The following is a 13651-nucleotide window of genomic DNA, read 5'->3' on the forward strand; positions in this document are numbered from 1 at the left end:
GTAATTTTGGGACATATCGCCACCAAAAACAGTAAAACCCAATTTTTCATAAAAGGATTTTGATGCTTTCAGGTCTTTGACATTAAGACTCACAGAAAAAACGCCAAGTTTCATGAGACTTTTATTTTAAGCCATAAAGATTTATTTCCTGCCAAACCAAGCAGGGCTAGAATATACCATCACAGTTTTCCTGGGAATTAATAGGAATAATTTAAAACAATTTTCCAGCATTTAAAAGCACCTTTTCCCATCCGCGAAATAAAATATTATTTGGTTTTCACTATATGAGACCTCAGTTCTCCAATCATTTGCGCTATATCCTCCAAAGTTGTTGGTTGGGTTTTGTCTTTGGGGTTAGGAAAATCGGTACTAATAAATGCTTTGGCCTCCCAAATTTCCTGGACATCAGTCCCTAAAACTTCATAAGGCTTATACAAGTCATTGTCGGACACCAAAAATAATTTTCCATTTTCCTCCAGATAATTAAATACTCTTTTATAAACCACACCTTCTGATTCTGTGATTAGTATATAAGTCTTTCCGCTTTTGATATCGGACAATTGCTCCACGTAAGCCCCAATTACTATGGTTCCTGATACCAGTGGCAACATACTGTCACCGTTGATTTCAAAAGCCCGGTAAGTGGCATTTTTGGACAAATTGGGCAAATGAAAAGAAGGTAACTTTTGCATGTATTCTGGATCTGCAAAACCATTGAGGTAACCAGCAGATGCTTTATGCTCCACCATGGTTATATTCTCATTTTCCTCCTGATCCAGAGAAACGGTGAGGATCTTAATATCCTTTTTTTGGGTGGCCTTCCTTCCTTTTGACTGTATATCATGTTGGAGCAATTCATCCAGGGAAACTGAAAAAATTTCAGATAAAATCTTTAAAGTGGACAACTTCGGTTCCGATCGGTTATCTTCATAAGCAGAAATCATTGTCCTTTTGATACCCAAACGCTCAGCCAACATCTCCTGGGTCATGGATTTTGATTTACGAAGGTATTTTAAATTTTTCCCCAATAACATATCGATTTTGTTTAGGCACTGTAGAGATAAAAATTGTGGTCATCTTGCCAGGTATTTTTAAATGAAAAACGGTGAAGATCTATTGTTGATTTCTCCATCATTTCCATTCTTTCCCTTATTTCAGCTATTACCTCCCCTACAAGTCGGTTACCCTTAACTAATAAATAACCATACCTGGGACGCATTTCATCCTCTACAAAAAATTTCACCTGGTGATTTCCAGAGGCCAATTGTTTACTAACGATTCTAATTTTTGGTGCCTTTTCCATAAACATTGCTATTTTTATAAACTTTGATGTTACTAAAGTAACAATGTTTACCAAACAAACAAAAACAGGATCATAAAACAAACATTTTTACGACACAAATTGTCTCAAAAAAAACAAAACTACTTATTTAACCAGCTTTCACCCAAAGGATCATTATTATTTTTCTACCACAAATCAGCCTATTTCCCCATTAATCCAAAACCATCCTCCAACCTAAACCTTTACCCCCTAATATTGGTTGGTTATTTTATAAACCAATATTCAGGATGAAGCAAGTAAACTTAATTATTTTAATTTTGGCTTTTATTTTTCCCAGCTTAGGGTTTGCCCAACAAGTTCAACTTGATGGCAAAATCATTGATGGGGAAACAAAAGAACCATTACTTTTTGCCCAAGTAGCGCTTTTTAGGGTAGATGAAGAAAAGAGCGTGGCTTTTACCCAAACAGATGAAAAGGGAACCTTCATCCTAAAAGCCCCAAAGGGTAATTATGATTTAAGATTTTATTTGGTAGGCTACCAAAATAAATTGATTCCCAATATTTCTCTTGATAATAACAAGAACCTAGGTAATGTGACTCTAACATCCGAAAATCAGGATTTGGAAGCAGTAGTGGTCCAATCCCAAAGTATTCCCATGCGAACAGATGTAGAAGGAATCGTCATCAATCCCAGTAACAACCTTTCTAATATGGGAGGTACACTTTTGGACATATTGCGTAATACACCCTCCGTTACGGTTTCCGATGATGGTTCCATTTCATTAAGGGGAAGTTCCGGCACCAATATTTTGATCAATGGGCGAAACTCTTCATTAACACAAAATCTGGATCAACTTCCGGCCAGTGCCATTGATCAAATTAAGATTATTAATAATCCGAATGCGCGTTATGATGCTGAGGCTGAAGGGGGCGTAATCAATATTATCCTAAAAAGAGGGGATGACCTGGGAACACATGGGGGGGTGGAATTGACTTATGGCACCAGAAACCGGCTTAATACAGGTGCAAGAATCAACCATCGTTCCTCAGCATTTAATATATATGGCGGTTATAATTTTAGAAACTGGAAAAGGATAGGCCAAAGTGAAACCAGAAGGGAAATTTTTGCGGACGAAGAAACCCTCTTTCAAGAGGGGGACTACAGAGAAACAAGTAATGACCACAACTTTAACTTTGGGGGAGATTATTTCTTTGGTAAGAATATCATTAGCTATGAGGGCGTTTTCAATACTGGTCACGAAGTAGAAAACAACCAGGTGTACTCCAGGTTAGAAGACAATAACACTCAGGACATTGAGTTGGAGTATGTAAGGGGAAATATTGAATCTGAGGATGATAAAGGAATTGACAATGCCCTGATTTATGAAAGGACATTTGAGGATAAGGACCGGAAATTTAGGGTAAATCTCAGCAATTCCTACCGAAACCAGTACCAAACCCAGGAAATTGATATTTACAGAAATGCCTCGGAAGCTTTACCTGAAAATTTAAATGGCCAACAAAAAGCATCGACTGATGAAAAAAGGTACACAACTGTTATTCAGGCCGATTATATTCACCCTTTCAATGAAAATTCAAAATTTGAATCGGGACTTAAAACTACTTTGAGGAAATTCGATAATGACTATAAGTTTTATCAATTAGAAAATGGTGCATTCCAGGAAGATTCGGATGTCAGCAACCATTTCCTTTACGAGGATCAAATTTATGCGGCATATTTTATTTACTCCAGAAGTTCTGAAAAGTTTGATATCTCGGTAGGGACCCGGGCAGAACAGACCATAGTCAACAGCCTGCTATACAATACCAATGAGGAAAACAACCAAAAATATCTAAACCTGTTCCCCAGTTTGCAGGCCCTATACAAATTAGATAAAAAGAATTCCATAAAATTCACCTATAGCAGGAGAATTGACCGGCCAACCGCATGGAGATTGAATCCATTTCCGGATATTACCGACTCCCTGAATGTAAGACGCGGGAACCCCAATCTTCAACCTGAATTGATTCATTCCATGGAATTGGGCCATATGGTCAATTTTGAAAAATCCAGCTTGACCACCAATATATTTTACAGGCATGTGGACGGGCAATTGGATTATATAGCCATGATTGAGGATGGAATTACCTACAGGCAGCCCGATAACCTAAATACAGCCCAAGCTTTTGGATTGGAGCTAATTGGGCTTGCTGACCTGACTGAGTGGTGGAGTATTAATGGAAGTGTTTCGCTTTTCCAGATCAAAGTGGATGGGTCAAATCTCGGGGAAGAATTTGTAAACAATGGCTTTTCCTGGAACAGCAAATTGACCAGTGATTTCAAATTGCCTTATGATATTAGCCTCCAATGGGTTGGAAATTATGAATCCCCGGAAATTGAAGCCCAGGGTAGAGACCTGGCCAGGTACAATGTGGATGCCAGTTTGAAAAGAGGCTTTTTTGATAAAAAAGGAATGCTTTCTTTGAGTTTGAGAGATGTTTTCAATACCCGACAATTTGCAGGGTACAATGAATCCAGCACCTTTTCCCAGGAATTTGTTTACAAAAGGGAAAGCAGGATTTTATTGCTCAGTGCCCGGTATAATTTTTAAACAAACAATGCCTCTTTTTCCATTTTCAATTTCTAAAAAGATAAATAGTTAATAAAAAAGCCCCCATTTTTGGGGGTTTTTTTTTAACTATTTGATTAACCATTAAACTTTCCTTTTAGCATGGCCAATTTGGCGGCTAAATCTCCTTCTGGTTCCTTTTCCCTTGCTTTTCTTTTGCCCTGTGGTTTTCCTTTTCCTCTTCAGCAAAAGGATCTGATTTCATACTCAAACCAATCCTTTTTCGATTCAAATCCACATCAACAACGGTAACTTCCACTTTTTGATTTACGGTCACCACTTCGTTGGGATCGGACACATAGCGGTCTGCCAAATGGCTCAAATGCACCAACCCATCCTGATGAACTCCAACATCTACAAAAGCTCCAAAATGGTGATATTGGTTATAATACCCGGAAGTTTCATACCAACTTTCAGGTCCTTCATTTCATTGACCCCTTCCTGGAAGCTGAATACCTCAAAAGTTTCCCTTGGATCTCTTCCCGGTTTGGCTAATTCCTCCATAATATCCTGGAGAGTAGGCAATCCTACGGAATCAGTAACATAATTTTTCAGGCTGATTTTACCCCGCAATTCCTGGCTTTTTATCAAATCCGCAACTTCTGCCTGGATATCCTTGGCCATTTTTTGAACCAGCTCGTATCTTTCCGGGTGGACAGCACTTCGGTCCAATGGATTTTCCGCATTTTGGATTCTTAGGAAACCTGCTGCTTGCTCATAGGCCTTTTCTCCCAGCCTGGGGACTTTTTTGATTTCCTCCCTACTTTTGAATGGTCCATTTTCATTTCTGTAATTGACAATATTCTGGGCCAAAGATGGCCCCAAACCGGATACGTATGTCAACAGCTGCTTAGAAGCAGTATTGACCTCCACTCCTACTCCATTCACACAACTCATCACTGTGTCATCCAAGGAATTCTTCAAAGCCGTCTGATCTACATCATGCTGATACTGCCCTACCCCGATTGACTTGGGGTCAATTTTCACCAGCTCCGCCAATGGGTCCATCAACTTCTACCAATGGAAACTGCACCTCTTACGGTCAAATCATGATCAGGAAATTCTTCCCTGGCCACTTCTGATGCAGAATAAATGGAGGCTCCGCTTTCATTGACCATTACCACCAGGACTTCTTTTGGAAGGCCCAGTGATTTAATAAACTGCTCTGTTTCCCGGCCGGCGGTTCCATTTCCAATGGCAATGGCATTAACCTGGTGTTTTTCCACCAAATGCTTAACCAATGCTCCGGATTCAGCCACTTTCCTTTGGGGTTCATGTGGAAAAATGGCGTCATAATGCAGCAATTGTCCTTGTGGCCCCAAACAAACCAATTTACAGCCTGTCCTAAACCCTGGATCAATGGCCATCACTGATTTTTCTCCCAATGGAGCCCCTAACAATAGTTGGCGAAGATTCTCAGTAAATACTTTGATGGCTTCCTCGTCTGCTTTCTTTTTGGTATAAAGGCGGACTTCGGTCTCCATTGAAGGTTTCAACAACCTTTTATAGCAATCTTTTATGGACAATTTCACTTGTTCTGTACAGGTATTGTTTCCTTTGACCACTAATCCTTCCATCAAAGCCAAAGCATCCACTTCTTCTGGACAACTGTCCAACATCAGGAACAATTCTTTTTCTCCCCTTCTCATAGCCAAAACCCTGTGGGATGGCGCAGTTTTAATATCCTCTGACCAGTCAAAATAATCTTTATATTTAATGGCCTCCTCTTCCTTTCCGGGAATTACTTTGGAAACAAACTTTCCTTCCTCAATGAAAAGATCCCTCATCTTTTTCCTTAACTCCGCATTTTCATTGATCCATTCTGCAATAATATCCCTTGCCCCTTGCAAGGCGGCCTCCGCATCAGGCACCTCTTTTTCTTCATCCACAAATGCATCGGCCTCTTTTTGTAAATCAATTGGTTCCTGCTCAAATATTTTTTCAGCTAAAGGTTCCAGGCCTTTTTCCCTGGCAATAGTGGCTTTGGTCCTTCTTTTTGGTTTATAAGGCAAATAAAGATCTTCCAAAGCAGCCATGGTTTCAGCCGCATTGATCTTATCCTCCAACTCCGGAGTCAGTTTTTCCTGGTCCTTGATGGATTTTAGGATCGCTTCCCTCCTTTTATCTAGGTCCCTTAATTGTTGTACTCGGTCCCTTATGGCAGCTACCTGCACTTCATCCAAGGAACCAGTAACTTCTTTCCGGTACCGGGATATAAAAGGAACAGTTGCCCCACCATCCAACAACTCAATGGTATCAGACACTTGTTTTTGCCTGACATTCAGCTCTTCAGCTATTTTTAAATAATGATTGATATTCATAAACTTTAAATAAGGACTTCTAAAATCAGATTTGCAATTTAAAGTTTATCGTACAGTTTTCTGAAAGGATTTTGATTTTATTGTAACCATTGTCACTAAGGTTTTGTAAATCAAAATATAACTTTGATATCTCAAAAGGAGCATAAAAAAGTTCAAAGGGTAAACTGCTCAAATATGGTAAATTGGAAAAAGGAATTAAAAAGTTGGGGTATAATGTTGGGCATTCTTGGAATTTTGTATTTCACAGGATGGATTACCCCCATTGCAGGAACAATCCAATCGGTGATTTTGTCCACCGTCTTTTTAACCCAGATACTGATAAAAATGAAAAGGCCAATCACGGTTTCATTTATCAAGGCCAACTCAAAGATAGGAATGGAAAACTCATTGATTTAAAGGATTATAAAGGAAAGACCTTATTTATAAATCTTTGGGCAACTTGGTGTGCTCCCTGCCGGGCTGAAATGCCCCATATTGCTTCCCTTTATGAAAAGGTAAAAGACCAAGAAAATTTAGAATTTTTGATGTTGGCTTTGGATGATGATTTCAATAAGAGCGAAAAATATGTGGATGCTGAGGGTTTCGGCTTTCCAGTTTTCCAGGCAATTGGTAGGATATCCCCATCATTACATAGTCAATCCATTCCCACCACCCTCGTGGTCAATAAGGAAGGAAAGATTGTTTTTTTACAGGGAAGGCATGAGTAATTTTGATACCGTGGAATTCAGGGAGTTTTTGACCAAGCTTTAAATTGTAAGCCCACCAGGGTCCGACAAACACCTAAGCCACGGATCAATGTTGAATTTTCATCTTCACCTAAATTTTTGACTATCGGTAAAAAATTAAACGGCTTAAATTAAAAAAGCCCCCATTCCAAAGAAATGGGGGCAATTAACCGATTAACCTTATTCTATCAACATGGCTTCTTCGACTTTTTTCTTTTGATCAACTGCTTCAATTTTAATCGTTTTTTCGTCCATATTTTCTTTGGCCATTGAATGGCCATCGTGATTAGAAATATGTGGTGCAATGATCAGGGAAACGATGGAGGTTAACTTGATCAAAATATTCATGGAAGGTCCTGAGGTATCTTTAAAAGGATCCCCAACAGTATCTCCTGTGATGGAAGCCTTATGAGGCTCAGATCCTTTGTATTCCATTTTACCATTGACCTCCACCCCTTTTTCAAAGGATTTTTTGGCATTGTCCCAGGCACCACCTGCATTGTTTTGGAAAATTCCCATCAAAACCCCTGATACCGTAATTCCTGCCAAGGAGCCCCCAAAACTTCTGGGCCAAAACTGAATCCAATAATAATAGGAACAAGCAAGGCAATGGCTCCAGGAGCAATCATTTCCCGTATGGAGGCTTTGGTGGATATTTCCACACATTTGCTGTAATCTGGCTTGGTCTTGTATTCCATTATTCCAGGAATTTCTCTGAACTGCCTACGGACTTCATTGACCATATCCATGGCAGCACGTCCCACTGCCGCAATGGCTAAGGATGAAAAAATAAATGGGATCATGCCTCCTACAAATAAACCGGCCAAAACATCCGCCTTATAAATATCAATAGAATTAATCCCAGCTAACCCCACATAGGCCGCAAAAAGAGCCAAGGCAGTCAATGCAGCTGAAGCAATGGCAAATCCTTTACCAGTGGCAGCGGTGGTATTTCCGACCGCATCCAGAATATCGGTTCTTTCCCTGACTTTTTTATCACAACCGGACATTTCTGCAATTCCTCCTGCATTATCCGCAATCGGCCCAAAGGCATCAATGGCCAACTGCATGGCAGTGGTGGCCATCATACCGGCAGCTGCAATGGCAACTCCATAAAGCCTGCACTTAAAAAAGAAGCATATATCCCTGAGGCCAAAACCAAAATTGGTAAACCAGTGGACTCCATTCCAACTGAAAGTCCACCAATGATATTGGTTGCATGGCCGGTGGATGAACGCTTTATAATACTATTAACCGGTCTTCGGCCCATAGCCGTATAATATTCTGTAATTGCACTCATCAGGCCCCCACTACCAATCCAATAAAAACAGCCCCAAATATCCCCATTTTGGTAAAGGTATAAGATTCATTTCTCAGCATTACCAACTCTCCTTCGGGCAACATAAAATCAATCAAAAAATAGGAAGCGGCAACGGTCAAAATTATAGAAATCCAATTTCCTTTATTTAAGGCAGCCTGAACACTATCTTCCTCATTTTTTTATTTAACAAACAGGGTTCCAATAATAGAAAAAGTCAACCCCAGACCGGCGATGACCAATGGCAATAAAATGGGAGCAATTCCCCCCATTTGATCATTGGAAACAATTTCTCTTCCTAATACCATGGAAGCAAGTATGGTGGCCACATAAGAACCAAAAAGATCAGCACCCATACCTGCAACATCTCCCACATTGTCCCCCACATTATCTGCTATCGTGGCAGGATTTCTCACATCATCTTCTGGAATCCCTGCTTCCACTTTCCCAACCAAATCAGCCCCTACATCAGCTGCTTTGGTGTAAATTCCCCCACCTACTCGGGCAAAAAGCGCAATGGACTCTGCACCAAGGGAAAAGCCTGCCAATACTTCCAATGCTTTTTCCATTTCCAAACCATTGACATTTCCATTGGTGGAAAGAACATATACATTATAAAAAACAATAAAGAGAGCCCATCCCCAAGACCGCCAAACCGGCAACCCCCAGGCCCATTACTGATCCGCCAGTAAAGGAAACCTTAAGGGCTTGTTTTAAACTTCCCTTAGCAGCTTCAGTGGTCCTTACATTAGCCTTGGTGGCGATTCGCATTCCAATGAAACCTGCAAAGGCAGATAAAAAAGCCCCTATAACGAATGATACTGCAATTACCGGACTGGAATTTTCAACAAGAGTACCTGACCAGGCCAATATTAATCCGGCAATGACCACAAAGTAAAAAAGAACTTTCCATTCGGATTTTAAAAATGCCATGGCCCCTTTGGCAATGTGGTGGGATAATTCAACCATGGTCTCCTCTCCTTTTGGCTGGTTATTGACCCAGGCCGATTTGAAGGCCATTACGATTAAACCCAATATCCCCAGTGCAGGGACAACGTATATCAAATTTTCCATAAACAGTCAGTGATTTTTATTCGGTTCATACCCTAACAAATATATTATTATTCAACTACGAAACAATTAATTATAAACCATCTGTTTTACCGGGATTAACCATATAATCCCTCAAAAACATCCTAAACCATTAAAACATTATATAATAATATGATTATCCGCAATCATGCCAGTAAGGATAAATGGAAGCAATAATGAGCCGGTCAAAAAGTTTTTGACCGAAATATTTTCTGTTGAGCTTATAACTAAACTCATCAAGATAGTTTTGCATCATCCTTTCACTTATCATATGGTATGTCTGCAGCTGTTTCTTTAAATTACTTATGGCTATATGAACCCATTTGAGGTTAAAATGGCCTTTATCAGTTCCAGAGACCTCTCTGACATGAACCTCAATACAGTCACCCAGATCTGAGAAGGTGGTACTCTTATCTGTTTGAAGCACTGAGTCCTGATCAATGAATTCTTTGACCAGACCTTGGGCTGTTTTTGCCTCTAAGTTCTTTATCTTCTTCATTTTAAAATATCTACAGCTCTTTTCAAGCTTTCCGGATTCAGGGTTTTCTAAAACTGTCGATTCGGCCATTACCGCTACAATGGACTGTTTTTGACTGCCCCTGCCTCTTTTGAGCTTGTTTTGGGATTTGGCTTTGGTGGCTTTTCCTACAAAGGCCTCATCATATTCTACCATATCCTCAAGCCTATAGATATCATCGCGTTGTCCCATGACCTTCCTGAGTTTATGGTACATCCTGAAAACAGGTTCATACCGCTTCATCCCAAGCTGCCTTTGTAGCTCTGAGGCACTGAAGCTCTTCTTAGTGGCGGTTATGAAGGTCATGGCCAGCAGCCAGGTCCTAATTGGAAGGTTGCTGTTTTCCATAACAGTACCACTCTTGATGCTGGTCCTGAACCCACATGAAGCACATTGAAAGGACTTCTTGTTTTCAAGCCAATAATGACGGTTACAGCTGCACCGTTTGCAAATGATGCCCGATTTTGTCCTTTGTTCTCTAATGAACTTAATACAGGAAGACTCGTCAGGAAACCGATTAATGAAGTTGATTATATTCATGGTCAAAACCGTTTATTTTGACCCAATTTATACAGAGTAATAACTTAACTAAAGCTATTGACACTAACTGTCACTTTTAATTTATTTGGCTACTGGTGTCATTGCGGATATACATATATAATAATAAAAATTATTTAATTTCAATTGAATAGATACCAATTAATGGGGCTTTTTATTATTAAATATGTACTTGATTCAAAAGAGTTGCTTTAAAATAAAAGAGTCTGTTTTTTTAAAGCGACTCACAAAAAAGTTAAGGAAGGTTAACCTTTATCTTTTCTTTTGAACGGCCTCTTAATGATCAACCCTTGATGCAGTTTGAACTTTATCTTTCAAAACCTAACTTTATCGTTTTAAGAAACAGATATTATGAAAGCCATAGTTATTTCTCAGCCAGGAAACCCGAAGTTTTACAAATTCAGGAAAAGCCTGTCCCCAAACCCCTGCCAGGAGAAGTCTTGATTAAAGTCAAAGCTGCGGGCATAAACAGACCTGATGTCATTCAAAGGAAAGGGTATTACCCTGCTCCTCCCGGAGTTCCTGCCGATATTCCTGGTTTGGAAGTTTCCGGGACCATCACCGCCATAGGGGATGGAGTGAATAAATGGAAATTAGGAGATGAGGTCTGTGCACTGATTGCGGGAGGAGGCTATGCAGAATATGTCCAGGCACCTGCAGAGCAATGCCTTCCCATTCCTGGTGGGGTTTCCCTAATAGATGCTGCTGCATTGCCGGAAACCTTTTTTACTGTTTGGAATAATATATTTGATATAGCCGATTTCCAAAACGGGGAAACCGTTTTGGTCCATGGAGGAAGCAGCGGGATTGGGGTAACAGCCATTCAGATGATCAAAGCCCTTGGAGGAAAAGTTTTTGTTACTGCGGGAACAAAGGAGAAATGTAATTTTTGTGAAAAACTGGGAGCGGAAAAAGCTATCAATTACCAAGAGGAAGACTATGAAGAAGAAATTCTCAAGGCAACAGGCAATGATGGAGTGGATATTATCCTGGATATGATCGGTGGTTCATATGCAGCCAAAAATATCAGGATCCTACGCCCAAAAGGGCGGTTGGTCATGATCAATTCCATGAAAGGAAAAATAGGGGAAGTGGATTTACTTCAAATCATGAAAAAGCAGCTTGTACTGACTGGAAGCACCCTTAGGGCAAAGCCAGTGGCGTATAAAGCCAAAATAGCCCAAAACTTAAAAAACCAAGTTTGGCCATTTTTCCCGGAAAAAATCAAGCCCATCATTTATAAGACCTTTCCCCTACAAGAGGCCGCAAAGGCCCATGAACTGATGGAAAGCAGCAGGCATATTGGCAAAATCCTTTTGCAGGTTCCGGAGGAGGTTTAAAAAAGGTTTCCACTTTTCTGGGGAAGAACAATAAATAAAAACTGAAATAATCCAAAAAAATCAACTTTGTGAAACCTTTTCACTAAAATACATGTATATACATATAAATTAAAAAAAGGACTTTATCATGAACAATTCCCAAAATGAAGCCATAAAAAAGATCAGGCAATTAGGTTTCCAATGGCAAACCCAGGACCCATTTTTGTTTTGTGCCTACCATTTGGACCAATACCCTGAGGGCAATGAAAACCTGGGCCCCAAAGCTTCCTTGGAAGGCAGGAATATTGGTCAGGATTTCACCATTAAAGATGGTTGGCGAATGTATCATGGCTCCAAAGTTCCGGGGTTCCCAGCCCACCCACATAAAGGTTTTGAAACGGTGACTTTGGTGGAAAAAGGATTGGCAGACCATTCCGATTCTCTTGGAGCCGCTGGTAGGTTTGGACAGGGAGATGTGCAATGGATGACTGCTGGAAAGGGTGTGATGCATAGTGAGATGTTTCCTTTGTTGAACCAGGACAAAGAAAATCCATTATTGCTTTTCCAACTTTGGCTCAATTTGCCCAAAGCTAGCAAGAATGTCTCTCCCCATTTCAAAATGTTATGGGCAGAAGATATTCCAGTACATACCATTACGGATGAAGAAGGAAGGAAAACAAAGATAAAAGTGGTGGCTGGGAAAATTGGCGAAACCCAGGCCCTCCCTCCTAATCCGGATTCTTGGGCTGCTGACCCTGAAAACCATGTAGCCATCTGGACCATCAAGGTGGAACCATATGCAAAATGGACCTTGCCAGCAGCTGTAAAAGAAGCCAATAGAAGTTTGTTTTTCTATAAAGGGGACAAGCTCAATACTGAGGGTTACGAAATTCCGGAAGGGCATTCTATTGATTTACAAGGGGACAAAGCTATCAGCTTTGTCAATGGAGAGGAACCTGCGGAATTGTTATTCTTGCAAGGCAAACCAATTGGTGAACCTGTAGTTCAACATGGCCCCTTTGTTATGAATAATATGGATGAGATTTATGAAGCCATTCGGGATTTTCAAAACACCCAATTTGGAGGTTGGCCCTGGCCCAATAATGAACCTACCCACCCCAAAGAAAAAGGTCGGTTTGCAAAGCATGCTAATGGTAAAGTAGAGGAAAAAGGTTAATCCATCCATTTCAATAACATCCCTTGGCAAAAGTTTCCCAAGGGATTTTTTATTGCTGACAACCAGCAAAATACAATTTAAAATTTAATTTTTTTTCAAATAATTTCATACATGTTGTGACACTCCTTCCATATTCCCCGTCTGGTTTTCAGTGAGCGCGCCACCATTTTTTTCATTTACAAAAAGAAATACTTTATCATGAAATTTACATTTAAAAATCTTTTTTCCTTTTTATTAACTGGAATTGTGGCAACTACTTTAGTTTCCTGTGAAAATGAGGATGAATGCTTTTCTCCTCCTGAGTCTTTCAAATTGACCTTGATAAATGTTGACGGGGAAGATATTTATGGAGGTGAAGAACCTGCCTTTAACCCTGAAAACATTCGAATTTATTTTATCAATATAGATGAAAATGAAGAGGAGGTGGAATTTAACTTCCAAACTCAGGAGGAAGGCCCTTCCTATATTGAAAGTTTATCCCTTTCTGAAGAAAGCCTGGCAGAATAAGATGAATTTTTCCTGGAGATTTCAGAAGAAACTACCATTAACTTGAATATTGTGGCGGAAAAAGTGGTGGAAGAAGGCTGTACCAGTCATCCCTTTACAGAAATAAAAGCTAATGGTGAAGACCTAAGTAAGGATAAAGGCATTTATTCTTTGACTATTGACGCCGAATAAACCCAGAATTTGAACCAGAGTCAAATCAAATCTC

General features: G+C 40.0%; 9 protein-coding genes and 2 pseudogenes (1 of these 11 running past the window's edge). 5 read left to right on the forward strand and 6 right to left on the reverse strand.

Annotation, left to right across the window (positions count from 1 at the left end; genetic code table 11):
- The 3 genes from QWY93_RS01525 to QWY93_RS01535 all read right to left on the reverse strand — a co-directional run.
- Window positions 1-114, reverse strand: the 5' end (the start) of a protein-coding gene (locus tag QWY93_RS01525) for a VOC family protein (protein ID WP_290246429.1). It extends 258 nt beyond the left edge of the window; 114 of the gene's 372 nt are visible here — the first part of the coding sequence; its start codon is at window positions 112-114; its stop codon lies off the left edge, out of view.
- 152 nt (window positions 115-266) lie between these two features.
- Window positions 267-1034 (reverse strand): XRE family transcriptional regulator, encoded by a 768-nt coding sequence (locus QWY93_RS01530; protein ID WP_290246430.1) that lies wholly within the window; start codon window positions 1032-1034, stop codon window positions 267-269.
- Window positions 1035-1045: 11 nt separating this feature from the next.
- Window positions 1046-1303 carry an early set domain-containing protein gene (locus QWY93_RS01535; protein WP_290246431.1) on the reverse strand — a complete coding sequence of 86 codons (258 nt, stop codon included), beginning with the start codon at window positions 1301-1303 and terminating at the stop codon, window positions 1046-1048.
- Window positions 1304-1569: 266 nt separating this feature from the next.
- On the opposite strand from QWY93_RS01535, the gene QWY93_RS01540 reads away from it, so the two are divergent.
- Window positions 1570-3894 carry a TonB-dependent receptor gene (locus QWY93_RS01540; protein ID WP_290246432.1) on the forward strand — a complete coding sequence of 775 codons (2325 nt, stop codon included), beginning with the start codon at window positions 1570-1572 and terminating at the stop codon, window positions 3892-3894.
- A 95-nt stretch (window positions 3895-3989) separates the two neighbouring features.
- Here the strand turns inward: QWY93_RS01540 and QWY93_RS01545 are convergent.
- Window positions 3990-6233 (reverse strand): annotated as a pseudogene (locus QWY93_RS01545) (Tex family protein).
- A gap of 182 nt (window positions 6234-6415) precedes the next feature.
- On the opposite strand from QWY93_RS01545, the gene QWY93_RS01550 reads away from it, so the two are divergent.
- The gene (locus QWY93_RS01550) at window positions 6416-6940 is read left to right on the forward strand and encodes a TlpA family protein disulfide reductase (protein ID WP_353959608.1); all 525 of its coding nucleotides are present in this window, start codon (window positions 6416-6418) and stop codon (window positions 6938-6940) included.
- Between the two features lie 198 nt (window positions 6941-7138).
- Here QWY93_RS01550 and QWY93_RS01555 read toward each other — a convergent pair.
- Together QWY93_RS01555 and QWY93_RS01560 are read right to left on the reverse strand one after the other, a co-directional pair.
- A pseudogene (locus QWY93_RS01555) lies at window positions 7139-9350 on the reverse strand (sodium-translocating pyrophosphatase).
- Between the two features lie 154 nt (window positions 9351-9504).
- The gene (locus QWY93_RS01560; protein WP_290246175.1) at window positions 9505-10425 is read right to left on the reverse strand and encodes an IS1595 family transposase; all 921 of its coding nucleotides are present in this window, start codon (window positions 10423-10425) and stop codon (window positions 9505-9507) included.
- Window positions 10426-10736: 311 nt separating this feature from the next.
- On the opposite strand from QWY93_RS01560, the gene QWY93_RS01565 reads away from it, so the two are divergent.
- The 3 genes from QWY93_RS01565 to QWY93_RS01575 all read left to right on the forward strand — a co-directional run bounded on the left by QWY93_RS01565 (window position 10737) and on the right by QWY93_RS01575 (window position 13446).
- A complete protein-coding gene (locus tag QWY93_RS01565) occupies window positions 10737-11783 on the forward strand; it encodes an NAD(P)H-quinone oxidoreductase (protein ID WP_353959609.1) in 1047 nt (348 codons plus the stop codon).
- 127 nt (window positions 11784-11910) lie between these two features.
- Complete coding sequence (locus tag QWY93_RS01570; RefSeq protein ID WP_290246433.1) at window positions 11911-12939, forward strand: pirin family protein; 1029 nt, start codon at window positions 11911-11913, stop codon at window positions 12937-12939.
- Between the two features lie 198 nt (window positions 12940-13137).
- The gene (locus QWY93_RS01575; RefSeq protein ID WP_290246434.1) at window positions 13138-13446 is read left to right on the forward strand and encodes a hypothetical protein; all 309 of its coding nucleotides are present in this window, start codon (window positions 13138-13140) and stop codon (window positions 13444-13446) included.
- Window positions 13447-13651: the final 205 nt, after the last annotated feature.

It is taken from the genome of Echinicola jeungdonensis, from assembly GCF_030409905.1.
Lineage (GTDB): Bacteria > Bacteroidota > Bacteroidia > Cytophagales > Cyclobacteriaceae > Echinicola > Echinicola jeungdonensis.